This window comes from Candidatus Pantoea bituminis (assembly GCF_018842675.1).
GTDB lineage: Bacteria > Pseudomonadota > Gammaproteobacteria > Enterobacterales > Enterobacteriaceae > Pantoea > Pantoea phytostimulans.
Genome location: NZ_JAGTWO010000004.1, coordinates 2,368,868 through 2,393,137, shown reverse-complemented (window position 1 = coordinate 2,393,137; position 24,270 = coordinate 2,368,868). Strand labels below are relative to the sequence as shown.

Here is a 24,270-nt window from a genome sequence, read left to right as displayed (position 1 = left end):
GATTGGCCGGGCTTTTTTGTCATTCTAAATGAGTTAGCGACTAGCGCGACGGCGCAATAACCAACCCAGCGTCAACAAGGCAAACCACACTGGCGTCACCATTAATGCCTGACGCGTATCTTCCTGCAAGGTTAACAGCACTAGCACAAAAGCGAAGAAAGCGATGCAAACCCAGCACATCAATTTACCCATTGGCATTTTGAACGCCGACTTTGCATGGCGCTGTGGATATTTTTTGCGATAAACCAGGTAGCTACAGAGGATGATTGTCCAGACAAACATGAACAGAATCGCTGAGACCGTCGTCACCAGCGTAAATACTGTCATGACATCCGGGATCAGATAAATCAGCGCCACGCCACTCAGCAAGCAAAGGCATGAGAAAAACAGACCGGTAGTCGGCACTGCGCGCGCTGAAAGACGTCCAAATGCACGATGCGCCACGCCTTGCTGTGACAGGCCATACAACATGCGGCTGGTGGAGAAAATGCCGCTGTTGGCAGACGAAGCCGCAGAAGTCAGTACAACAAAATTCACGATGCTGGCGGCAGCCGGTAAGCCAATCAGGACAAACATCTCAACAAATGGGCTGCGATCGGCCTGTACTGCGGTCCACGGCGTCACGGCCATGATTACCATCAGCGCCAACACATAAAACATAATCACGCGCAGCGGAATGGCGTTGATAGCGCGTGGCAAAACTTTATGCGGATCGTGTGTTTCGGCAGCCGCGGTACCCACCAGTTCGATGCCGACAAAGGCAAACACCGCAATCTGGAAGCCGGCAAAAAAGCCGCTTAACCCTTTCGGGAACATGCCGCCATGATCCCAAATATTACTCAGTGATGCAGTCCCGCCGCCTGGCGAAGGATAATGCATTGAAACCAGTACGATACCGGTGACTATCAACGCGACAATGGCGACGATTTTGATAATCGCGAACCAAAATTCCATCTCACCGAACAACTTTACCGTGGCGACATTCAGCGTCACAAAGACAAACAGGCAAAGCAGGGCGCTCATCCATATTGAGAAACCGGGGAACCACAACTGGAAATAGGCGCTTATCGCTACTACGTCGGCAATACCGGTGACAACCCAGCAGAACCAATAAGTCCAGCCGGTAAAATATCCTGCCCAAGGCCCTAACAGGTCGGCAGCAAAGTCACTGAAAGATTTGTATTCAAGGTTGGAAAGCAGCAGTTCGCCCATGGCACGCATGACGAAGAACAGCATAAAACCGATGATCATATAAACAAAAATAATCGAAGGACCTGCAAGGCTGATGGTTTTACCCGAGCCCATAAACAGCCCAGTGCCAATGGCACCGCCGATTGCGATGAGTTGGATGTGGCGATTATGCAGGCTACGCTGCAGTTTTTCGGGGTTCTCCTGCGTAACCACCGCGTCTTTAGAGTGATCAACCATATGATTGTCTTTCCTGTCTTGATGTTGTGTCAGCTCTACTGGCTGTTATTAGGCGAGTCTGCCTCAAGGGCAAGTCGGCATAAGATAGTGGAAAGCGCCTTGAAGTCGGTAATTTTTTTGAACAATTGTGACCTTTCATCACCTTATCGTCGGCAGGTTTTGTTTACGCAGCACACTATTGCGTCAGGATGCGTAAGTTTTAATCACTTTGTGCCAGATTGACTGCGTATTAACTGAGAGCTTCTACACTTTTCTTTTGCTTATCATCATGCTGCGAGAGGGGAAATGCGCACGCTTATCCTGTTACTGGTATTCATTGCGGTGGGTTGGGGAAGTTTGCCGTGGATCAAAAAGAATCTGCCGCCTCAGTTCAATCCCTTCACGCCACTTGCAGTTACCGATCCGCCAGGTTGGATGACGCAACTGAAAATGAAGCGGCTAGCGAGTGATCCTGTTGCCTGTCTGGATGTGATGAATCGTGCTCAGCAAGCAGGATTAGTCAGTTTTAACCAGCGTTCGCCGGTGACGGGCGCATGTCCGCTGGCTAATCCATTGCGCATCCAAAAATTTGGGCCGGTAAGTCTTAGCAGCAGTTTTCTGGCGAGCTGTCCGATGGCGGTTGCCAGCACCATGTATGTTTTACGCAGTCGCGATCAAATAACAAAACAGCAGCAAAGCCCGCTGGTGCGCATCAGCCACGTTGGCAGTTATGCCTGTAGGAATATTTATCATCGCGCTGAGGGGCGACTGAGCGAGCATGCCACAGCGGATGCCTGGGATGTTACTGCTTTTCAATTGGCTAATGGACAGCGTCTTGAGGTAGGCAAAAACTGGCAGCAACCCGCAGCGAAGGCGCAAACGCTGCATAGCTTGTGGCAGGAGGGATGTCGGGTATTCGGTAACGCATTGGGGCCAGATTATAACGCTGCGCATGCCAGCCATTTCCATTTAGGTATGCGCGGTGCAGGCTATTGTCGTTGAGCCTGTAGTACGGCATTTAATACACTATTAATGTGCCGGATTGATACCGCGCTTTATCAAGAAATGATTGGCTGGCCAGGAAAAAACAAATCCAGTCATCATTGCCAGTTGCAGCATAAACCAGAAGGCATTGAGCTGCGGGTTGATTTGTTGATTTAATACAAATTTCAGGGCCAGTGCCATAAAGATAAATATGCCTGTTTGGTAAATAACCAAAGGAAAGGTTTCGATTCTTAATGCTATTAACAAGGCACGCCAAAATGAATTTTTTCACGCTGTTTAATGGCGAGCACTTGAAAAAATAAGCCGATAAGCAATGAAAGAACCAAAGAAATGATCGCTTCTTGCCATATAACTATCAGAATATTCAAATGATTTAGCAGTGAAATTATAGGTAATGTTATTACGTCGCCAAAAATACAGGCTGCTGCTGGAATAGTGGTTGAGACAAATATTGTCTGCCAGCTGTTATGACGGGCTGCTCTTTGCGGCATTAATAAAGCCAGATTTGCTTGACGAGAGGGTTGACGCCCAAGAAACCACCAAGCCAGCCATCCAATGAACGGCATATAAAGTCCGGCGATTGGCCAAATGATATTCATTACGCGAACCGGGTGAGGATGCTTGAAAATATCCTTAGCAATCATCAACGCCGTGCAAAGACCTAAAACTAAAAAAGGCAATGCCAATTTATCCATCATAATCAACCCCTGAAACAGAAAGTTAAAGTCCAGCAGCGCGGCGCAAATCTGCTCCCTAAGCTGCCCGATGCCGATTGCTGGTGAGGACTGAAGGCGGACAATGGAATAAGCGTAGCTTCAAAGCACGCGGACGGAAATGTCTCAAGCCAGTAAATTCTTTAGGTGTGATGAACAATATTTACCGCTTCGGTTATATTTTGCCTACCATTAACTTACTGTATAAAAAATAATTTAGGGGTTGAACCTCTGATTTTTGCCCACAAATAATCATAACCTTTTTGTGTCGAAGGATGATGTCTGCTTTTCAGAGATTGAATTCCTATCGGAAAAATCTTATTCTGACACAAGGTGGAAGTTTGCGGTGCTTCAACACTTTTTCACCGGTTCACCTTTCATGGTTTTTGGTTGAAGTTTATTTTTTCAACTCTTTGGATTTTTTTACTTAAATTATTGCGCATTAAGCAATCAATATTTTTGCTCGAATCAATTAATATTTTGTGGTGAAGAATAATGAATAACAAAACGCATCTGCGTGAGAATAACGTTGAGGGAATATGACCACCGAGAATTATTTCGCCTGGCGAGCTGAGGCGGAAAGTCAATTTCAACATTTAACAGCTGCGCCCCAATTGAAGCGGTTATTACAGAGCTATACCGAATCATTGGGATTTGATTGCTTTGCTTTTTTGATTCAACATCCGGTTCCTTTTACCCGGCCGGGCATTCATGTACACAGCACTTATCCCAAATTATGGGTTAAGCAATATGAAAAGCAGAACTACTTTGCTGTAGATCCGGTGTTGCTTTTGTGTCAAAGACCAGGCAGAGGCGTTGAATGGACTGCCGATCTGTTTACTGGCGCGGGCAATCTTTGGAAAGAAGCAGGCGAGTTTGGCTTGCACAGTGGTTTTTCTTGTTCAGCAATGGCACCAAATCGAGCCATTGGTATATTATCTATATCATCGCATCAACCTTTTACCACGCAACAACGGCGCGTCGAGTTGGAAGTGAAACTGCACTTCCTGGCGGAGCTGAGTTTGCGCGTGCTAGAGCGTTTGAAAGATGATTCGATGCTGGTCCTGAAGAATGACTTTAGTCAGCGAGAACTGGAAATTTTAAAATGGACCGCCGAAGGAAAAACCTCGGTTGAGATTTCGCTTATTTTATCTATTTCTGAACACACGGTGAATTTTCACCAAAAAAAGATGCAAAAACGTTTCAATGTTTCCAATAAAACGCAGATTGCTTGTTATGCAGCAGCGATCGGACTGATTTAAATAAAAAGCAACTACTAAATCTAGTAGTTCCTCTGACTGAGTCAGTTGTCTACCCTGCGCCGGAGCTTTGCCAGGCTGGCGCAAAGAAATCATTGCAAACATGGGGATGTCAAAGGCGCATGATGAAAATAATTCAAACGCAATTAAAGGATATGCCGTCCTCTTTGCTTGCCGAGTTAGGCAGCTATCGTTACAGCGTTTTTGCACGCGGCGAAGGGTGGTCAATTCCACCTCGTTTAAGTACGCCGGGGCAGGAATATGATCGTTATGATCGATCAGATGTAACCTGGCTACTTGCCTGGAGTGCGCGCGAAGGGATCAGTGGCTGCGCACGTTTAATGCCGTGGTTTGAGCCTGAGCAAAATGAAGGCATTATCTTACCTTTCGAACAAGAAAAAGTATGGGAAATGTCACGTTTCTCAGCCCGGCTGGACGTTGATTCTGAACTGCCGCTCAATATTCTGTGGCACGCTGTGCAGTTGGCTGAGCTAAATGGTATTGAATATATTATTAGCTCGGCAACGCCGATGCTGGAAAAGATGTTTGAGCAGCATCAGGTCGCGTACGAGCCACTGACGCCGGGATTGATTCAGTCAGAAGATAATCTGTTTGCGATTCGCATTCCGGTTATTCAACCTGCGCTGGCGGAAAAGTACCGTGGCACGCGTCGCTTTAGCCCGGAAGAGGTGCTGCCATCGTTGGGTGTTTCGGTTAACTGGCAATCACACGGTTAACGCTTTGCCCCCGTAATGCGGGGGCAATTCAGCTTACTGGCGATAAGCGGTTTTGATCTGCTTAATGGTGTTGCTAAAGACCTCAGCCTGCGGCTTATCGCCCAGCGTTTGGACATAACGTTCCATATTAATAATCACTTTCCCTGCGTCAGCCTGGCCCATTCCTTTCAGAATCAGCGTCACCATCATTTTCAGACAGGCAACTTCATCAGACAGTTTCTGGGTTTCCTGCGAGGTTGAAAAATCTTCGTCGCTCATAAAATCTCCTTGGTGATGTACAACGTGTCGGCAATCTGTCCGCACAGCAGTGCGTGAGTATATCACAGCGTTGATAACCTGATGTCTCGCCGCGTTTTGTTAATCCTTTGCCGCTATTCCATCGCGTGAAACAATTCAAAATGCAGCGAAATGCGTTTTTTTGCCAAGGGAAATTAATAAAGCACAGCGTTTAGAAGGTTGAAGTGCATTTATTTTTAATCAATTGAAATATATTGCTTTTTAAATATAACTTTTAAATAAGTTACCTAAGTCACTCTATTAATTATTGGGATTTGAAATCCCTTGATTTAAATCAGTAAATAGCCTCAATCTTCGGCTTTGTTTATGTGCTTTTAAGTGAAAAGCAGGTATGATTATCTTTCGCAATTGTTGATTACTTCCTCTTTATTTAGCCTGCGGAGTGCCCCTCGTTGATCAGTGTGCTTCTTGTTGATGACCATGAACTGGTTCGCGCCGGTATTCGCCGAATTTTGGAAGATATCAAAGGATTAGTGATTGCAGGTGAAGCGAACTGTGGCGAAGACGCGGTGAAATGGTGCCGCCAGAATCAAGTTGATGTCATTTTAATGGACATGAACATGCCCGGCATTGGTGGCCTGGAAGCGACACGAAAAATTGTGCGCTACAATCCAGATATCAAAATCATTATGCTGACAATTCATACCGAAAATCCGTTGCCCGCCAAAGTGATGCAGGCAGGCGCAGCAGGTTATCTCAGCAAAGGTGCCGCGCCGCAGGAAGTGGTAAGCGCGATTCGCTCAGTGAACGCCGGCCAGCGCTATATCGCTTCTGACATTGCTCAGCAGATGGCACTGAGTCAAATTGAGCCGCAAAAAACCGAATCACCCTTCAGCTGTTTGTCGGAAAGGGAATTGCAGATTATGCTGATGATCACCAAGGGACAAAAGGTGACGGAAATTTCCGAGCAACTCAATCTCAGTCCTAAAACCGTTAACAGCTACCGCTATCGCATGTTCAGCAAGTTGAATATCAGTGGTGATGTAGAGTTAACGCATCTGGCCATACGACATGGCCTGTTCAATGCGGAGCCGTTAATCAGTAGTGAGTGACGTTTTTAATTCCAAAGCCTTTCTGAGTACGGTGACCAGCAAACCCGGCGTTTATCGCATGTATGATGCGTCGGGAACGGTTATTTATGTGGGCAAAGCCAAAGACCTTAAAAAGCGTCTAACCAGCTATTTTCGGAGTCAGGTAGGCAGCCGCAAAACCGAAGCACTGGTAAGCAATATCCAGCATATCGATGTCACCGTAACCCACACCGAAACCGAAGCGCTGCTGCTAGAGCATAACTACATCAAGCTCTACCAGCCGCGATATAATGTGCTGCTGCGCGATGACAAATCCTATCCCTATATTTTTCTGAGCAGCGATACGCATCCACGTCTGGCTACACATCGCGGTGCTAAACACGCCAAAGGTGAATATTTCGGCCCCTTTCCGAATGGGTATGCCGTGCGCGAAACGCTGGGATTACTGCAAAAAGTGTTCCCGATTCGCCAGTGTGAGAACAGCGTTTACCGCAATCGTTCGCGCCCCTGTCTGCAATATCAAATTGGTCGCTGCCTCGGCCCTTGTGTTGCTGGTTTGGTCAGTGAGGAAGAGTATGCACAGCAAACCGACTATGTGCGGCTGTTTCTGGCGGGCAAAGACGACCAGGTGCTTAATCTGCTGGTGAAGCGGATGGAAGAAGCGAGTATTGGGCTGCGTTTTGAGGAAGCAGCTCGCTTGCGTGACCAAATCCAGGCCGTGCGCCGAGTCACTGAAAAGCAATTCGTCTCTAATCAAGGCGATGATCTCGATGTGATAGGCGTTGCATATGATGCTGGCATGGCCTGTTTGCACGTGCTGTTTATTCGTCAGGGCAAAGTATTAGGCAGTCGTAGCTACTTTCCTAAAGTCCCTTCAGGTACGGATTTGGCGGAAGTCGTGCAAACGTTTGTAGGGCAATTTTATCTGCAAGGCAGCGAAGCGCGAACGCTACCGGGTGAAATTCTGCTCGACTTCACTTTGCCAGAGCGCGAGCTGCTGGCGGAGTCGCTGAGTGAGTTGGCTGGACGACGCGTTAACATTCAGAGTAAACCGCGGGGTGATCGTGCGCGCTATCTGAAGTTAGCACGTACCAATGCGGCAACGGCGTTAACCACACGCTTATCGCAGCACTCGACCATTCACCAACGGCTGGCTGCGCTGGCTGAATTCCTTGAACTCGACAAAATTAGTCGCATGGAATGTTTCGACATCAGCCATACCATGGGTGAGCAAACCATTGCTTCTTGCGTGGTCTTTGATCAGAACGGGCCGCTGCGCGCCGATTATCGTCGCTACAATATTAATGACATTACGCCCGGCGATGATTATGCGGCAATGAATCAGGTGCTGCGTCGTCGTTACGGCAAAGCTATCGAAGAAGATAAAATTCCTGACGTAATTTTGATTGATGGTGGCAAAGGGCAACTGTCGCAAGCGAAGCAGGTGTTTGCCGAGTTGGACGTACCGTGGGACAAATCTCGCCCGATTTTATTGGGCGTTGCCAAAGGTAGCGATCGTAAGGCGGGACTCGAAACGCTGTTCTTTGAACCCGAAGGTGAGGGTGTTTCCTTACCGCCAGACGCGCCCGCGCTCCATGTCATTCAGCATATTCGTGACGACGCTCACAATCATGCAATTTCGGGCCACCGTAAGAAAAGGGCGAAAGTGAAGAACACCAGCGCACTTGAAAGCATTGAGGGTGTAGGACCGAAACGGCGTCAGCAACTGCTTAAATACATGGGTGGCTTGCAACCTTTGATGAATGCATCAGTGGAAGAAATCGCCAATGTACCGGGCATATCTTTCGCTTTGGCAGAAAAAATATACTACTCGTTGAAACACTAGCATTGAAACGGGGTGGGCAATGTAGGAACATACGTTAAATTCTACCCATTCCAGACAGTTACCGGCATATGCAATTTAACATACCGACGTGTCTCACCCTGTTTCGAGTCGTCCTCATTCCATTCTTTGTGCTGGCTTTCTATTTGCCTTTTTATTGGGCACCGTTTGCTACCGCTTTGATTTTCATTATTGCTGCCGTCACTGACTGGTTTGACGGTTTTCTTGCACGTCGCTGGAAGCAGACAACGCGCTTCGGTGCCTTTCTCGATCCGGTAGCCGATAAGGTGATGGTCGCGATGGCGTTGGTGCTGGTGGCTGAATATTTTCATGCCTGGTGGATTACCTTGCCTGCTGCCACGATGATCGCACGCGAAATCATTATTTCTGCGTTACGTGAATGGATGGCAGAAATTGGTAAGCGCAGCAGCGTGGCCGTATCCTGGATCGGAAAAGTCAAAACCACCGCACAAATGTTTTCACTGTTTGCCTTGTTGTGGCGTCCTGACAGTACGGTTGTGGGTATTGGTGTGGTCGCGTTGTACATCGCAGCCGTGCTAACTTTTTGGTCAATGTTCCAATATTTGAGCGCAGCGCGCGGCGATTTGCTCGAACGGTGATCGATGCGATTTAAAAAGCAGCAAACGGACACGGAGTCAGGATAATTTTATTGACTCATTGCGTCAGGTCAGTAGAATGCATCGCATCGAACGGCAGCCAGTCTGTCAGAAGATAAAGAAAATCAGCAAGTTCTGTGGAGTTGCTGAGATTTGCGGGAATAGCTCAGTTGGTAGAGCACGACCTTGCCAAGGTCGGGGTCGCGAGTTCGAGTCTCGTTTCCCGCTCCAAATTTGCAGTTCAGGGTAACCTGAAAGCACATCAGTTTAAGGCGCGTTGGCAGAGTGGCTATGCAGCGGATTGCAAATCCGTGTACCTCGGTTCGACTCCGGGACGCGCCTCCAGATATACCCTGCCCGGGTGGTGAAATCGGTAGACACAAGGGATTTAAAATCCCTCGGCTTTATGGCTGTGCGGGTTCAAGTCCCGCCCCGGGCACCATTTTCTGAAGTAAAGAAAACCAAATAAAATCAAAGCAATATGCAGTAATGTCGTAACCGCCCAAGGGCGGTTTTTTCGTTTTTTCAAAACCGCATTCCAGCATGTTTATGTTTTTGAACCATCTGACAGAACACAAGCCGTGTCGAAATGAGAGCCAAACGCTTTCCCATACAGGCTTATTCGTTGGCCTCGGTGTCATGCTCTTTTTGGTGCGGATTATAGATTTTCTCCGTCCCAAGCCGCTTAACGGCAGGTTGCCAGTTACGATGCTGACAATAGTCGCACGGTGTTTCGGGTGCGCTGTCACTCTGTATGACAAATCCACAATTGGCACAAGCAAAGCTGCCTTCCACCTTGATACGCTTATTAAAATCCTCATTCTGATCGGGCAAAAGCCAAAGACCGACATGTGGCTGTTTGTAAAGTAACAGACTTACGCGGCCTGTAGGTTCCAACCAGGCACGCCGCACTTCACCCAGATGTTGAACGCCCAATGAACGCAGCTTTGAGAGCGTTCTGTCACGGGAAAACTCCGCGTGATACAGATGCTCCAGCGCCAGCCGACCATCCATAACCAGCAGCGTGGCATCTCCCTGCGTAAAGGTTTCGATCTTGTGGGAATAAAAAGAGAGCAATGAAAGCAGGCGAAAACAGCCCAGCAGCGTAAGCAGTAACAGCACCGTGGGTAAAATGCCTTTTTCGGGCGTTTGCAGCGGTGCGCCAATGGCCGCGCCCAACATAACCATAATTGCCAAATCAACGATGCTCAACTGACCGGCGAACCGGCGGCCCATCAAGCGCAGTACCAGCAATAAAATAAGATAGATAATGACAAAACGCAGCAGTACTTCACCCGCAAAACGCCAGGGCGCTTCACCAATCAGCCATTTATGAAAGACGTTGTTCACTTTCAATCCTCCAGCGAAACGGAAGCAGGTAGCCAGTCTTGCCCATGACAGTATCGACAGGGCTGATTATGCTCTTCTTTACTTTCAGTCAATTTACCGCAGGAGGCACAAACGTAATGCTCATCATCCTGCATAGCCGTAATCAGGGCTTGGTCGTAACGCGGAATGATCGCGAGTCCGGGTCGTGGTGTGTCGCTCCACACCAGTGTTAATGAACCGGAAGGTTCAATATAAACCCGGCTAAGCTGGCCGAGATGCTGCACGCCACGGCCACGCAACAGTGAGAAGAGCTTTTCACGTGATAGCACTGTACCGCGAAGCGTCTCCAGACGTAGGCGACCATCATCTAACGCCACGCGCTCTGTGCCTGCCAATACACGGTCAAGCTTACGAAAGCGGAGGCTGAGATGACCAAACAGGTGTTGTATCGCGAGCAGACCGCAAATAATCAACACTGGCGGTAATAACCCGCGTTTGTCATCCAGCAACGGTACGCCCATGGTACCGGCCAGCGTGATCACCGCCGAAAGTTCGATCAACGTATATTGTGATGCAACGCGACGTCCCAACAGGCGGAGCGTAATAATGATAAGAACAAAGCAAACGAGCGCGCGGATAATCACTTCTATCAAAAAGATCGGGGGATTTTGACCTAAGACGAGACGCGTTATATCTGACAGAAAAATATCAACCTGCTTCATTGACGGACATTCCTCTGGGTTCAGCATGTCGAGATTATTAAGTATAAGCCGTTAAAAGCAGTGACCAGATTGCACTTAAGCGCAAATCTTAGTAAGCCGTATCTATTCAGAAAAAACACAGTAAAAATAATCATTCATGCAGCCAGGACTCAGTTAATCGCGATCAAAAAAGATTCGCAACTTCCGCTAGCTGGCTCACAAATGCACTAAAAATTCCTTTTCTATATCTTTTGAAATTTTCATTCTTACTTTATGCTTTCCTCTATCTAATAAGTTCGAAGCGCAAGCGAATAGTTAATCATGAAGAACACGCTACAAGAGACGCAGGGAAAAGTAGTCAAGGCCCGTTTTATTGGCGTAGTCAGCGCGGGCCTGGCTAATCCACATGCCCAAACAATGCTTGATGAGATTACCCGGCAATTGAATGCACGCGGCTACCTGACGCTGCTGCTAAATGCCGACGCACAAGATTGCTACGCAACGCTGCGTCAAAAGGCTGAGCAGTTGCCGGTAGAAGGATGGGTTTACTTGTCCAACCGTTTTGATGATGCCGCGATTCTCGATCATCATGCCGTCTCGTCCATCTATCTTTGCCACACTCAAACCCCTTCAGAGAGTATCAGCCCGGATGATTACGCAGCTGGCTTTGCCATCGGAAATTTGCTGCTTGAGCAGCAATATCAACGTTTGGGCTTTATGCAATCGCATAACACTCTCTCAAGCCCTTCAAAGCAGATGCAAGGCTATATTGCCAGCCTGAATGCAGCCGATAAAATGCTTAAAGTGGTACTGACAGCAGAGGGTTATGAGCGCGAACAAGCGTATCAAGCAATGATGACTTACCTGAAAAAGACGCGAGCAGCCGAGCGCATTGAAGCTTTGTACTGTGAAAATGATCTGCTGGCGTTTGGTGCGATGCAGGCAATACGAGATTTTGGCCAAGGCACACATATTGCCATCGTGGGTTGTGGCGATGTTGACGAAGCGCGTTCATCAACCTGGCATTTGACCACCTGGACTCAGCGCGTCGATTTACTGGTTACTGAGGCGCTAAACAGATTATTGGAACAACGTGCAGATGAGCAGGGTGCATGGCGACAGGGTGAATTGCAGATCAGGCATTCGCATCTGGGAAAAGAAGTGCTGGGAGAAATGACAAAGTGCGGATGTGCCAGCCGCCATTGATCGCTGACAGTTCATCTCCTGAACCACAATGCCAGTGCAAGGATCGCTTCTTTACACTGGCTTTTTGCTATTAAGCTGGCTAAAAGCCGCTTATTCAGGACTGTGGTTGACCCACCGGCCCGCTGCCGCCCGGTGCGCCGGTGGGTTGCTGTCCGCTTGGCGGGGAGGCGGTGCATCTCCACCGTGATGGCGTGGTGCACAAGCTGAAAGTGTGGCGGCAAGACCTAAAGCGGCAATTAAGCATGCTGTATGCTTCATATGATTTTCCCTGTTAAGTGATTTGACGATTAAGTATAGAAAACCTCATCGGAAAACCTGGGTGGCAGGGCAATAAGCGCTGCTGCAAAAGTATGTCGATTTACTACAGGATATTAGAGGTGCCTCTCAACTTTGCATTGTTAATCATGCGTTCCTCCTCACTCAAAGGTATCGTAGCGCCTCATCTTAAAGGAGTCGTTATGAATGGCATTTTGAAGTTCGTCCGGGGCTGGCTGGTTTTTTCGGTGCTGTGGGGCGTGTTCATGTGGTTTATGTCATGGCAGGCGCAAGGCAAAGAAATTGGCATGGCGATTGTGATGAGCTTATATGCAGGCCTGATTTATCAAGCATTGGCTACCATGATCGCACGTTACAAAGCACGCAAGCAGCAAGCTTAATACAGACCTGCTGCAACCTTGCAGCAGGTCTGCGTCATTAACCCAGATTCCCCGTCAGGCGACGATGAAAATCGTTACTGCGATCATCCAGACCTTCAATCGTGACCTGAGTGCCATAACGCTGATAGCGATATTCAATGGCGTCTAATGCTGCCACACTTGAAGCGTCCCATATTTGCGCGTGAGTTAAATCAATCGTGACGTTTTTGGGATCGTGGGCGTAATCGAAGTGCTCAAACAGATCGTTGCTGCTGGCAAAAAACAGCGGGCCACGCACCAGATAGCGTACTGATTCGCCATCTTCACTCAGGCTACGCTGAGCGTGAATAACGTGAGCAATACGACGTGCGAACAGCATGATTGCCACAATCACACCCGCCAGTACGCCCAGCGCCAGGTTACCTGTCCAGACGGTGACGATAACGGTCAACACCATGACCAACGTTTCTGACCACGGCATCCGTTTTAGGGTCGCTGGTTGCAGGCTATGCCAGTTAACTGTTTTTACCGCCACCACCATCATAATTGCCGCCAGTACCACCATCGGTATTTGCGCCATAATCTGGCTCAATCCGGTGACTAATAGCAACAACACTAAACCAGCGGCAACGGTTGAAACACGGCTACGCGCTTTGCCCAGTTCAACGTTAACGATAGTTTGACCAATCATCGCGCAACCGGCGATACCGCCATAAAAACCCGCAAAAATATTGGCTACGCCCAATGCCCAAGACTCGCGACGCTTACTTGATGGTGTATCGGTGATGTCATCCACCAGCTTCGCCGTCAGCAATGATTCCATTAAACCCACAAAGGCAATACTCAGGGCGGTCGGCCAGATAATTTGTAAGGTTTGCAGGTTGAGCGGCACCATTAAATGATTAAAATCCGGCAATCCAGCGCTCATTGGGCCTTCATCACTGACGTTCGGCACGCGATAACCCATCAGCAGCGCAACGGCGGTCACGACCACAATCGCCACCAGCGGCGACGGCACGCTTTTTAATACGCGTGGCAACAGCAACACAATAGCCAGCGTGGCGGCAAAAAATACCCACACCAACGGCGATTGCCCCCAAACATGCGGCACCTGTGCAAAGAAAATCAGCACGCCCAAGGCGTTTACGAACCCCAGCATCACCGAACGCGGAATATAGCGCATCATGCGGGACAGCCCTGCAAGGCCAAACAATATTTGTATGATGCCACCCATCACCACCGCCGGCAGAATGTATTCCACGCCGTGCGCATGCACCATTGGGCCAATCACCAGCGCCACCGAACCGGCCGCAGCCGTGACCATCGCCGGTCGTCCTCCCAGGATCGATAACGTCAAACAGAGCACCACCGAAGCCACCAAACTGACTTTGGGATCAACGCCTGCAATCACAGAGAAAGAGATCACTTCCGGGATCAGCGCCAGAGCGGTAATAGTGCCCGCCAGGCATTCACGCGTGAGCAGTGCAGGCGAACGTAATACGCGCCCAACACTGAGATCGCTTTCCACAACGCGTGGCGTAGCGACATCATTCGATTTAGTCATAAATTTGTGCAGGCTCTTTTTAATTTTGCTCTCGCGCGAGAGGCGAGAAAGGTTGGGTAAATCATGAGGCGGTAATGTTACCGGGCAGGGCGGGAAGTTTCCAGCGAAAGCCGTATAGACTCCATCCGTGGAGTCACGATTACACCGAAAAATCGTCAGGCGTTTTATGCACGACTAATTCAAGCAGCTGACGATAGATATCGAGCGATGCAACATCTGATTCCAGCTCAAGACGATGAATCAGCTTTGAAATAATGGCTTTGTTGCTGATTGGGGCACCAGCTTGCAAAATCTCAGCCACCACGGCACCCAGAATTTCCATCTCGCTGGCCGGTTTGTTGGCTGCGGCGTTGAAATATTCGGCAATTTCTTTATCGGTTTGAGGTAAAGCATTTTGCATGTGTCAGCCCTTCAAAACAGCCTGAACTTCCGCTTCAGATGTCAGGACAAGAGGAAAAACCCGCGCATGGACAGATGCGTAGGAGCCCGATAATTCAAACACACAGTAATTTGCAAAAAAATAACCTCTGAAGGTGGAAATCCACTGACACCTTCAGAGGCGACGCAAGCGCATCATTCGTTACAGAGTCGTAGACAACTCACGGGGGATAAAGTTATACAAGGAAGTGGGATTTGTAAAATGATGTTCTTAATCAAAAAATGCTATTTCTTATTTATCAATAAGTTAATTTTAATTTAATTCGTTAAAACCTGTACAAGATAGCTGTACAGGTGAATAATTTATCAAGAAAGGGACTGAAAAATGCTGCTATTAAGCGGTGAGTAGCGTTTTCAGCTAAACAAATTCAGTTTGGCAGTTAATTTACGTAGCACTTTCTTGTCACCCACAATGGCTAAGCCTAAAAGACGCCATTCTGCACCGGGGATGAGACGCATTGCATCACTGAACATTTGGTAATCAGTGGTGGTTTGGCCTTCTTCAGGAAACAGCACCACATCACAATTGAGCTCATCACATTTCATTTGCAGACTGTTTAACTGCTCGAAGCTGGCAGCCAGTACCGGAATGCCGACCGGAATTAAACCAGGATAGCGACGCGCATTGGCATCTTCCAGGGCTTCACCAACCATTGTCGGATGGCGCTGTCCCAGCGTTAAGGCCATAACTGCTGCGGCATTGGTGGCTTTTCCTGGCGGTAGATCCGCATTCAAAATCATGACACAACGGGGTTCTTGCATCTTTTTCTCCTTACGTAAAAGCGCATTGTGACAAGGCGCTTAAGCAAGGTCTGGAAGATTTGTGCAAGCCAGTTGATAACGGGAAGGGGTGAGATGACAGGCGCGTTTAAACCAGCGCCCTAAATGGCTTTGATCGGCAAAACCCAGCGCGGCTGCGACATCGACCGGAGGCTGACCTTTTGCCAGTTGTTGGCGCGCCTGACAGAGTCGCCATTGCACCAGCCAGGCGTGTGGCGGCAATCCCCAATGCGCCTGAAAAAGGCGCGAAAGACGAAAACGATCAATATTTAGCGCCTGCGCCATAGTCTGCAAACCGGGGTTTTCAGCGTGATGCGCAATCAACCATTCACGCGCTTGCTGTGCCAGCACCGCATCCTTGTTGATGATTTCGTTTCGATAATGCCACAACGGATGCTGACTAAGCTGGACAAACAGGCGATCCAGCGCGGCATCTTTGATTATTTCTGGATGGTTATGCCACAGCGCTTCAAAAGCGTGCCATACCGCATAGGCAAGTTGTTGATCGTCCCGCAGCGTAGCGGCAAAACTGAGTTCACGCTGTTGCGTTCCCTGTTCAATTAACGGAGACAATTGCTGCTCAACCTGCTGCTGAGAAAGATACAACATGCGATAGGTAAAGCCCTGGGCATTAATGGCATCGCCATCATGCAACTCCTCAGGCTCCAACATAAATACTGTACCGGGTCGGCTTTGATGCTGTTTCCGACGTGAATGAAACTGCTGAACGCCTTGCTCGGTAACGCCAATGAGATAGCTATCATGCCAGTGCGGATCATAAGCATGGCCCGTGAAATGCGCGCGTATTGTTTCAATGCCGCTAAGAGGATCGTGGCGCAAATCAACCCAATTTTGCCTTGCCTGTTTCATATCAATCCTCTTCACAGTGGCGACACCTGGACATTGTGCCGTGGATCACCCATTTTTAACAGAAGCGACTCTTTTCATTACCGTTTGGCTTTGCGTATAATAACGATATTACTTAATTAGATGTCTAACCATTAGGGTGCTAATTTTTGACGCAGCACAATCAGACTTTCACTCGTTTACTTTATCTCACCGCTCACGCGTGGCGCCTGGCTGTTGATCGTCATCTGAAAGACAGCGGTTTAAGCATGAGTAGCTGGATGGCGATTGGTATTATTGCCAGTGAGCCGGGTCGCCTGACGCAAACTGAGTTAGCCCAACTGTTAGGACTGGAAGACGCCAGCATGGTGCCGCTGGTTGATCGTCTGGTGAAGCAAGAGTTGCTGTCACGCGTTCAGCCACCGGAAGATCGCCGCAAACGTCATCTGGTGTTAACCGAAAAAGGCAATCACGCTTTCGCGAAGGTCAAAGACCAAGCCGATCCGCTGCGTGCCGCGTTGTTAGCGGATATTGATCCGCAAGAGTTAGCCGTGACGGAACGCGTGTTAGAGCAGCTGTTGGCGCGCCTGGGAACCATGTAATCATGGCCCGGCGTAATCCCTATGCCGCACGTGAATGGCTGCCGCATGAAAAACCGATGCTGCCGGGCTCGCCGTCAACACCGCTGCATTCAACACCTAAACGTATCGCTTTTGGCCTGATTGGCCTGCTGATTTCTCTGACTGGCGCGCTGAGCAATGCCCTAGTTACCGCCAACCTCACCAACCTTCAAGGCACCTTCGGCGCCTATTCTAACGAAATTGCCTGGTTACCCGCGGTCTATGTGATGGGGAATATCTCCATCAACCTGCTGCTGGTTAAATTCCGTCAGCAATTCGGGCTGCGCGTCTTTACCGAAGCATTTTTGGTGCTTTATGTCCTGGTGGCCTTTTTTCACCTGTTTGCCAACGATCTCGCTTCAGCGATCATCGTGCGTACTGCCCATGGCATGGTCGGTGCCGCGCTGAGTTCGCTGGGTATCTATTACCAAATTCAGGCGTGGCCAGCTAAACACCGCATGAAGGCGCTGGTGATTGGATTAACCGCATCGCAGTTAGCGATTCCACTGGCCCGACTCTTTTCCAGCGAGCTTTTGCAACTGGACGAATGGCGTGGGCTTTATCTGTTCGAACTGGGGCTGGCGCTGATTGCGCTGGGTTGCGTGCTGGTGGTAAAGCTGCCGCCCGGTGACCGTATCAAAGCCTTTGAAAAAATGGATTTTGTCACCTTTATTCTGCTGGCACCGGGCATGGCGCTGCTGTGTGGCGTGCTCTCTTTAGGCCGTATTGAATGGTGGTTTACCACGCCGTGGCTGGGTATTTGCACCGCCATTGCGCTCACGCTGATCGTGGCGGCCTTTGTCATTGAGCATAATCGGCGCAATCCATTAATTAATACCCGCTGGATCAGCAGCGGCATGATGATACGTCTCGGTATCGTGATGATCATGATGCGTATCGTCCTGGCGGAGCAGAACACTGGCGCGATCGGCTTTTTACAGCAAATCGGTTTGCTTAACGATCAGATGCGTGGCCTGGCGCTGGCGATTATCTCTGGCGTCATTGTTGGCATTGTCGCCAGCGCGCTGACCATCAAACCAACCCATCTCAACTGGCCGATTGTCACTTCGCTGGTGGTGATGATTATCGCCTCGCTAATGGATGCGCAATCCAGCCCGCTGACGCGCGGTAATAATATGTATTTCAGTCAATTCCTGTTGGGTTTCGGCAGCGCCTTTTTCCTTGCACCGGCCTTGCTGATTGGTATGGGCAGCGTGGTGACGCAACCCAAAAACCTGGTCAGCTTTGTTGTGCTGTTCGGCATGAGTCAAAACCTGGGCGGCTTGATTGGCTCGGCGATCCTCGGCACCTTTCAGGTTTGGCGTGAGAAATACCACTCCAGTCTACTGGCCGACAAATTATCGCTGCTCGATCCCAACGTGACCGAACGCCTTAATCAATATAATGCGCTCTACAACAACCTGGTCGGTGACAGCGTTTTGCGCGGTGCGCAGAGCACCAGCCAACTGCAAACAGTGGCGACGCTACAATCAAATGTACTGGCCTATAATGACACCTATTTATTAACTGCTGCGCTGGCATTGACTACCCTGATGTGGGTGCTGTGGCGCTTAACCCGACGCCGTTTTCTGGACTGGCGACAAGCAAAATATAACCGGCGTGAGCAGCAACTTGCCGCCTTACAAGAACGAACGGAGCAACAATGAGTCAGCAGGATGAACTTCAGGCTGCAGAACGCGAACGCGCGAATCGTCGCCGTATTCTTTCTATCGCCGTCGGAGGCGGCATTGTGGTGCTGGGTGTGCTGGTGATCCTTTACGCCTGGCAACTGTGGCCCTTTACCAGTTCCGTGCAAAGCACCGAAAATGCCTATGTGCGCGGGCAAGTCACCTTTATCAGTCCACAGGTCAGCGGTTATCTCACCAGCGTTGATGTTATCGATCTCCAACCGGTGAAAAAGGGCCAGTTGCTGATGACGATTGATGACCGAATCTATCGTCAGCGCGTGCATCAGGCTCAGGCGCAGCTGGCAATGAAGCAGGCCGCACTGAAAAATAACCAACAACAACGTCGAAGTGCAGAAGCGACGATTCAGAGCAATAAAGCCGCGCTGGAAAATGCCAAAGCGCAAGCACTGAAAAGCGGCTTTGATCTCAAACGCGTTGAAAACCTGACGGCGGATGGTTCGCTTTCAGTGCGAGAGCGTGATGCCGCACGAGCCGCTAATGCACAAGCGCAGGCGCAGGTGCGCCAGGCTGATGCGCAAGTAGCGGTAGCGCAACAGAATCTGCAAACGGTGATTGTAAATCGCGCCTCGCTGGAAGGCGATGTCGCCAGCGCGCAAGCCGCACTGGAACTGGCGGATATCGATCTGGCTAACACCCGCATTATCGCGCCAGATCATGGTCAGCTTGGTCAGCTTTCGGTGCGAAAAGGCGCATACGTTACTGCGGGTACGCGTCTGACTTCGGTGGTGCCGAATATTAAATGGATCATCGCCAATATGAAGGAGACGCAGCTGGCACGCATTCGGCCTGGTTTGCCGGTAAATATTCGCGTGGATGCCCTCGACGGCAAACATTTTGATGGCCGCGTTGAGTACATTTCACCGGCAGCGGGTTCAGAATTCAGCGCCATTTCACCCGATAATGCCACCGGCAACTTTGTGAAAATTGCCCAGCGTATCCCGGTGCGGATTCGCATTGATTCAACAGATATTGAGCAGTTGCGTCCCGGTATGTCAGTGGAAGTCAGTATTGATACTGATGCGCCAGTAAAAGATGAGGCGACGCCATGATGCGTAGCAGCGTGCTGGCCAGCATGTTGGCGATGACATTAGCAGGGTGTGCCACACAGGTTGAAAAAGCGCCGTCATCATTGCCCATTCCGACGGCGTGGCGTGAACAGGTTGGCCCATCATCGACCGTAGAAGCAGAGTGGTGGCGCGCTTTTGGGGATGAAAATCTCAATCGGCTGGTGACGCAATCGCTGCGCAATAATCCCGATATCTTGATTGCCCGATCGCGCGTCGATCAATATCGTGCCCAACTGCGCGCGGCGCAGGGCGATAACTTTCCCACGCTCAGCGCGGGCGTCGCGGCAACGCGTGAACGTACGCTCTCATCCGTTACCGGACAGCCCTATGAAACAGCCGTGTTTCAGGGATTATTACAAGCCAATTACGATGTCGATTTGTGGGGCGCACGCAGCAGTTCCATCGCCGCGTCACAGGCTTCACTGGAGGCACAGCGTGCCGCCGCCTCTGCGGCTGAATTAACCATCGCCAGCTCGGTGGCTTCGGGTTATCTCACGCTGTGCGCACTGGATGAACAGCTGCGCGTGACCGAAGCGACGCTGGAAACGCGTGGCAATTCGCTGAAACTGGCGCAGCGCCAGTACGAAACAGGCTATACCTCGCGGCTTGAATGGATGCAGGCCGCATCAGAATATCAATCTGCCAAAGCGCAAGTGCCGCAGTTACAGCATCAAATCGGACAGCAGGAGAATGCACTCAGTATTTTGGTCGGCATGAATCCGCGTGAGATTGCGCGTCGTCCTGAGTTTACGCAGATTTCACCACAGCAGATGCCCAATTTGTTGCCCTCACAGCTGATGAATCGCCGGCCTGATATTGTTCAGGCGCAGCGCCAGTTACTGGCTGCCGATGCAAGCCTCGAATCATCAAAAGCAGATCTGCTGCCCAGTCTCAATCTGACGGCAACCGGCACTATGCAGAGTTCAATATTGCATCAGCTGGTAGACAATCCGTTCCGTCTCTGGAGCATTGGCGGCAGCGTACTGGCGCCGCTTCTGAACCGTGAAGCGTTAACCGCGCAGGTTGATGTCTCAATGGCGACGCGCAACCAGGCGCTGTATAGCTATGAAAAAGTGGTTCGCAACGCGTTCTCAGAAGTGAATGATGCAATGGATGCCATTCGCCAGGGTGAAGCACAGCAAGAAGAGCTGCAAAAGCAGGAGAAATATGTTGCCGAAGCGCTGCGCATTGCCAGCAATCGTTATCAGAATGGCTACGCCTCTTATCTGGATGAACTTGACGCTCAGCGCACGTTGTTCAGTACACAGCTCAATTTAGTCACGGTTAAAAACAACCTGTTGTTGGCGCAAATTGATCTTTATCGCGCGTTAGGCGGCGGCTGGCAGGTTAATCCCTCGCATCCGTAACCTAAGCAGTAGAACATTACGCAATAATCAACGCGGGCAGAAAAGGCCAGACTGAGTCAGCAACGGGCAAAACAGAGCGCCATCAATAGCTTTTGTTAATCAGGGCCGCCTTTTCTGCCCCAAACCCTGTTTTTTTATCCTTTCATCGATCCAGCTGTGAGTAAAATAGTCGTGTAAAAAAACGGCTATATTCTTCAGCCCAAACGCGACTTAACTCTCCTCTCTATTACGCAAATAACGGCAATTTACGCGTTATGCTTCGTCTTACGCGCCTTTATAAAAGGTGTTATCATGCGCCGGTTTTTACACAGCCTGAACGGAAAAATGCACATTCAGTGACGTTTGTGTGGGGCAGTTATTTATTTTAACTGCTTGAAATAACAGGGAAATAAAAAAGGAAAATCATGAAGCTTAACACTATTTTGATGCTGGCGCTGACCGCCACCTTATTAACGGGCTGCGCCGGTACTGCACCGATTCATAATGTGAATCAATCATTGTCACAACGCTACACCGATAATCAAATGAAAGTGGCGATAATTGAGGCGGGCATTGGTCGTAAATGGGTGATGACACCTGTCGCACCGGGCATCCTTAATGGCCGACTGTCTCAGCGCGGTTTCACCGCCAATATTCGCGTTACTTATACCGATCAAAGCTATAGCATTCAGTACGTTAGCAGCGAAAATCTGAAAGCGGAAAACGGTAAAATTCACGGTAACTATAACCGCTGGATTAATAATCTGGATCAAGATATTCAGCTGCGTCTGGCGGCACAAAGTATTAAATAGTGCCTTGAATACCTTGTGTGTCATCACGGAATTAACGTAATAACACGCAAGGTAATAAAGAAATAAACCTGTCTGCCGACAAATCAGATGTCCTACTCTTGCTGTCCGTAGGGTAAACCCATACCGTGATGGACCACGTCAGACGTCGCCAGGTATTTCAGGGATGATTCTTTGCTTACGCAGGGAAGGGAGTTGACGATCCCATGGACGGCAATTCCACCAAGCTTATAAAAGAACGCTGGTATGAAACTCGCTTATTCGCTAATTGATTGGCACGCCCTGGCACCGGGGTTAGCCGAACGTGAAGCCTGGCATCGTTGGGCGCAGCACGCTGCCACCATCGACAGCACACAATCGCTTGCTAAGCCGCAGCATCTTCCGATGATGACTGCGCGGCGTCTGAGCGGCGGAAGCCGTGCAGCGGTTGAAAGTGGTTTAGTGCTGCTGGCGCGCCAACGTGTCGATGCCATCGTCTTTACCAGTCGCCATGGCGAACTGGAGCGGAACCTGCGGATACTTACCGCGTTGGCGGAGCGGCAGGCGTTGTCGCCCACTGATTTTGCGATGTCGGTGCATAATTCTGCTGTTGGCAGCCTGACCATCGCAGCAAAAAAGCCACTGGTTTCCACCTCTATTTCTGCTGGCATCGACTCCTTTCAGCAAGGATTACTTGAAGTCAGCGCACTGCATCAGGCTGGGTATCAGCAGGTGTTGCTGGTCGACTTTGATGGCACCATTCCTGATTATTATTTGCCGTGGCTACCGGAAGCAGGCTGCAACGCACCTTATGCAGTGGCGCTGCTGCTTGCGGCTGGCAGCGTGTTGCAATGCACCACCACCCTGAATACCGAGCCGGTTTCGCAGCCGATGCTGCCGCAGAGCCTTGAATTTCTGCATAACGTGCTGGCGCAGAGCAACAGCTTCACCCTTCTGGGTGAACGTCTTAACTGGCATTGGGTGAATTCACATGACTGATTCTTCTCTGTCGCTGCGCCATGGCCGGCCCGGGTTTAACTATTACTGGCGCCTGGTTATGACTGCCGTCAGCTTTACACTGTTTAGCGTGGGCGGTCTGCTGATGTCATTGACGTGGTTTAATCTGCTGTTGCTGATCCAGCGCGACAAACATCGCCGCCGCCGTATCGCGCGCGCCAGCATCGCCTGGAGTTTTCGCTGTTTCCTGCGCTTCTGCCGTTTTGTTGGCGTTTACGACTATCACATTGAGGGCGCCGATCAGCTCCGTCGCGATCGTGGCTGCTTAATCGTCGCCAATCATCCTTCACTGATCGATTACGTGATGATCGCCTCGGTACTGCCGGAAATGGATTGTTTAGTGAAAGCGGAGCTGCAAAAAACTTTTTCCTGCGAGGCGTCATTCGCGCCGCAGATTACCTGATAAACAGTGAAGCGGAGACGCTGCTACCCGACAGCCAACAGCGACTGGCGCGTGGCGATACCCTTTTGATCTTCCCGGAAGGAACGCGCACGCGTCATGGCGAAGCACTAAAGCTGCAACGCGGTGCCGCCAATATCGCGGTGCGCGCGGGCTGCGATTTACGCGTAGTTCACATTACCTGTACTCAGCGTATGCTCGATAAACAGAGCCGCTGGTATCAAATCCCGCCGGTAAAACCTGTATTTACCGTGCGCGTACATACGCGAATCGACAGCACGTCGTTTGGCGAAAGCAACCAAGATGCGCAGCCATTAGCTGCGCGTCGACTGACCCGCCATTTGCAGCAGGCGCTGGTTCCCCAAGATGTGTAATGCGGAAAACGGTATGGACTCATTAATCAACGATATCAAACAGATGATCATCGATACGCTGAACCTTGAAGATGTCGACCTCGACGATATCGACACAGAGGCCCCGCTCTTTGGTGACGGGCTTGGACTCGATTCCATTGATGCGTTGGAACTCGGGCTGGCGGTAAAAAATCGCTATGGCGTGGCACTTTCCGCCGAGAGCGAAACCCTGCGTGCGCACTTTTTTCCGTTGCCTCTTTGGCGGCGTTCGTGAATCAACAACGCGCCTGATCGCTGAGACAAAATTATGATGAACAAAGATGAAATTTATCAGGAAGTCGCCTCACTGCTGACTAACCTGTTTGAAATTGAGGCGGATGACATTCGCCCGGACGTACGCCTTTACGAAGATTTGGAACTCGACAGCATTGATGCGGTTGATATGGTGGTTCACCTGCAAAAACGTACTGGCCGTAAAATCAAACCAGAAACTTTCCGTTCGGTACGTACCGTGCAGGATGTGGTGGATGCGGTAGAACAGTTGATGCGCGAAGGCGCCTGA

The 24,270-nt window shown here is 49.9% G+C and carries 23 protein-coding genes, 3 tRNA genes and 3 pseudogenes; 20 read left to right on the top strand and 9 right to left on the bottom strand.

The features are described 5' to 3' along the window. Positions 1–33: 33 nt before the first annotated feature. On the bottom strand, positions 34–1,428 hold the full coding sequence (cycA, locus tag KQP84_RS15070; RefSeq protein ID WP_215847139.1) for a D-serine/D-alanine/glycine transporter: 1,395 nt from the start codon (positions 1,426–1,428) through the stop codon (positions 34–36). Between the two features lie 285 nt (positions 1,429–1,713). Between cycA and KQP84_RS15065 the strand changes: the two genes are divergently transcribed. Next, complete coding sequence (locus tag KQP84_RS15065) at positions 1,714–2,409, top strand: extensin-like domain-containing protein (protein WP_215847138.1); 696 nt, start codon at positions 1,714–1,716, stop codon at positions 2,407–2,409. Between the two features lie 27 nt (positions 2,410–2,436). Here the strand turns inward: KQP84_RS15065 and KQP84_RS15060 are convergent. Then, a pseudogene (locus KQP84_RS15060) lies at positions 2,437–2,903 on the bottom strand (DUF4396 domain-containing protein). Between the two features lie 761 nt (positions 2,904–3,664). Between KQP84_RS15060 and KQP84_RS15055 the strand changes: the two are divergent. Next, a complete protein-coding gene (locus tag KQP84_RS15055) occupies positions 3,665–4,387 on the top strand; it encodes an autoinducer binding domain-containing protein (RefSeq protein ID WP_215847137.1) in 723 nt (240 codons plus the stop codon). Positions 4,388–4,509: 122 nt separating this feature from the next. Further along, a complete protein-coding gene (locus KQP84_RS15050; protein ID WP_215848303.1) occupies positions 4,510–5,121 on the top strand; it encodes an acyl-homoserine-lactone synthase in 612 nt (203 codons plus the stop codon). Positions 5,122–5,154: 33 nt separating this feature from the next. Here KQP84_RS15050 and KQP84_RS15045 read toward each other — a convergent pair whose 3' ends face one another. Beyond that, on the bottom strand, positions 5,155–5,379 hold the full coding sequence (locus KQP84_RS15045; RefSeq protein WP_215847136.1) for a DUF2594 family protein: 225 nt from the start codon (positions 5,377–5,379) through the stop codon (positions 5,155–5,157). A gap of 431 nt (positions 5,380–5,810) precedes the next feature. Between KQP84_RS15045 and uvrY the strand changes: the two genes are divergently transcribed. The 6 genes from uvrY to KQP84_RS15015 all read left to right on the top strand — a co-directional run bounded on the left by uvrY (position 5,811) and on the right by KQP84_RS15015 (position 9,351). Next, positions 5,811–6,470, top strand: a complete 660-nt coding sequence (uvrY, locus tag KQP84_RS15040) for a UvrY/SirA/GacA family response regulator transcription factor (protein WP_215847135.1) — start codon at positions 5,811–5,813, stop codon at positions 6,468–6,470. Then, positions 6,463–8,295: an excinuclease ABC subunit UvrC gene (uvrC, locus tag KQP84_RS15035; RefSeq protein WP_215847134.1), complete on the top strand. Its 1,833-nt coding sequence runs from the start codon at positions 6,463–6,465 to the stop codon at positions 8,293–8,295. The genes uvrY and uvrC overlap by 8 nt, the downstream gene beginning before the upstream one ends. 68 nt (positions 8,296–8,363) lie before the next feature. Next, complete coding sequence (gene pgsA, locus KQP84_RS15030) at positions 8,364–8,912, top strand: CDP-diacylglycerol--glycerol-3-phosphate 3-phosphatidyltransferase (RefSeq protein ID WP_215847133.1); 549 nt, start codon at positions 8,364–8,366, stop codon at positions 8,910–8,912. A 152-nt stretch (positions 8,913–9,064) separates the two neighbouring features. Beyond that, positions 9,065–9,140 (top strand) — tRNA-Gly (locus KQP84_RS15025). Positions 9,141–9,180: 40 nt separating this feature from the next. Next, positions 9,181–9,254: transfer RNA gene (locus tag KQP84_RS15020), tRNA-Cys, on the top strand. 10 nt (positions 9,255–9,264) lie between these two features. After that, positions 9,265–9,351: transfer RNA gene (locus KQP84_RS15015), tRNA-Leu, on the top strand. A 176-nt stretch (positions 9,352–9,527) separates the two neighbouring features. Here the strand turns inward: KQP84_RS15015 and KQP84_RS25460 are convergent. Further along, the gene (locus KQP84_RS25460; RefSeq protein WP_215847132.1) at positions 9,528–10,259 is read right to left on the bottom strand and encodes a DUF421 domain-containing protein; all 732 of its coding nucleotides are present in this window, start codon (positions 10,257–10,259) and stop codon (positions 9,528–9,530) included. A 2-nt stretch (positions 10,260–10,261) separates the two neighbouring features. Then, complete coding sequence (locus KQP84_RS15005) at positions 10,262–10,960, bottom strand: DUF421 domain-containing protein (protein WP_215847131.1); 699 nt, start codon at positions 10,958–10,960, stop codon at positions 10,262–10,264. 300 nt (positions 10,961–11,260) lie between these two features. Between KQP84_RS15005 and KQP84_RS15000 the strand changes: the two genes are divergently transcribed. Then, positions 11,261–12,145 (top strand): substrate-binding domain-containing protein, encoded by an 885-nt coding sequence (locus tag KQP84_RS15000; protein ID WP_215847130.1) that lies wholly within the window; start codon positions 11,261–11,263, stop codon positions 12,143–12,145. Between the two features lie 404 nt (positions 12,146–12,549). Further along, positions 12,550–12,801 (top strand): DUF6404 family protein, encoded by a 252-nt coding sequence (locus KQP84_RS14995; protein ID WP_256449291.1) that lies wholly within the window; start codon positions 12,550–12,552, stop codon positions 12,799–12,801. A 37-nt stretch (positions 12,802–12,838) separates the two neighbouring features. On the opposite strand, the gene KQP84_RS14990 is transcribed toward KQP84_RS14995, so the two are convergent. The 4 genes from KQP84_RS14990 to KQP84_RS14975 all read right to left on the bottom strand — a co-directional run bounded on the left by KQP84_RS14990 (position 12,839) and on the right by KQP84_RS14975 (position 16,432). Further along, positions 12,839–14,344 carry a SulP family inorganic anion transporter gene (locus KQP84_RS14990; protein WP_215847128.1) on the bottom strand — a complete coding sequence of 502 codons (1,506 nt, stop codon included), beginning with the start codon at positions 14,342–14,344 and terminating at the stop codon, positions 12,839–12,841. Between the two features lie 139 nt (positions 14,345–14,483). Further along, the gene (locus KQP84_RS14985; protein WP_215847127.1) at positions 14,484–14,744 is read right to left on the bottom strand and encodes a biofilm/acid-resistance regulator YmgB/AriR; all 261 of its coding nucleotides are present in this window, start codon (positions 14,742–14,744) and stop codon (positions 14,484–14,486) included. A gap of 392 nt (positions 14,745–15,136) precedes the next feature. Then, positions 15,137–15,544 carry a DUF2000 domain-containing protein gene (locus KQP84_RS14980; RefSeq protein ID WP_215847126.1) on the bottom strand — a complete coding sequence of 136 codons (408 nt, stop codon included), beginning with the start codon at positions 15,542–15,544 and terminating at the stop codon, positions 15,137–15,139. 39 nt (positions 15,545–15,583) lie between these two features. After that, entirely contained in the window at positions 15,584–16,432 is an 849-nt protein-coding gene (locus KQP84_RS14975) for an AraC family transcriptional regulator (protein ID WP_215848302.1), read from the bottom strand. A 146-nt stretch (positions 16,433–16,578) separates the two neighbouring features. Here KQP84_RS14975 and KQP84_RS14970 point away from each other — a divergent pair, with 146 nt between their 5' ends. From KQP84_RS14970 to KQP84_RS14930, 9 genes and pseudogenes are all read left to right on the top strand, one after another. Next, positions 16,579–17,010 (top strand): MarR family winged helix-turn-helix transcriptional regulator, encoded by a 432-nt coding sequence (locus KQP84_RS14970; protein ID WP_215847125.1) that lies wholly within the window; start codon positions 16,579–16,581, stop codon positions 17,008–17,010. 2 nt (positions 17,011–17,012) lie between these two features. After that, complete coding sequence (locus KQP84_RS14965; protein ID WP_215847124.1) at positions 17,013–18,695, top strand: MFS transporter; 1,683 nt, start codon at positions 17,013–17,015, stop codon at positions 18,693–18,695. Beyond that, positions 18,692–19,786, top strand: coding sequence for an HlyD family secretion protein (locus KQP84_RS14960; protein ID WP_215847123.1), 1,095 nt, complete (start codon positions 18,692–18,694; stop codon positions 19,784–19,786). The genes KQP84_RS14965 and KQP84_RS14960 overlap by 4 nt, the downstream gene beginning before the upstream one ends. Further along, positions 19,786–21,171, top strand: a complete 1,386-nt coding sequence (locus KQP84_RS14955) for an efflux transporter outer membrane subunit (protein WP_215848301.1) — start codon at positions 19,786–19,788, stop codon at positions 21,169–21,171. The genes KQP84_RS14960 and KQP84_RS14955 overlap by 1 nt, the downstream gene beginning before the upstream one ends. Before the next feature lie 404 nt (positions 21,172–21,575). After that, the gene (locus KQP84_RS14950) at positions 21,576–21,962 is read left to right on the top strand and encodes a hypothetical protein (protein ID WP_215847122.1); all 387 of its coding nucleotides are present in this window, start codon (positions 21,576–21,578) and stop codon (positions 21,960–21,962) included. Positions 21,963–22,205: 243 nt separating this feature from the next. Continuing rightward, on the top strand, positions 22,206–22,937 hold the full coding sequence (locus tag KQP84_RS14945; RefSeq protein ID WP_215847121.1) for a beta-ketoacyl synthase chain length factor: 732 nt from the start codon (positions 22,206–22,208) through the stop codon (positions 22,935–22,937). Beyond that, positions 22,930–23,729: pseudogene (locus KQP84_RS14940) on the top strand (lysophospholipid acyltransferase family protein). The gene KQP84_RS14945 and the pseudogene KQP84_RS14940 overlap by 8 nt, the downstream one beginning before the upstream one ends. 13 nt (positions 23,730–23,742) lie before the next feature. Beyond that, positions 23,743–23,999: pseudogene (locus tag KQP84_RS14935) on the top strand (phosphopantetheine-binding protein). 16 nt (positions 24,000–24,015) lie between these two features. After that, positions 24,016–24,270, top strand: a complete 255-nt coding sequence (locus tag KQP84_RS14930; protein ID WP_215847120.1) for an acyl carrier protein — start codon at positions 24,016–24,018, stop codon at positions 24,268–24,270.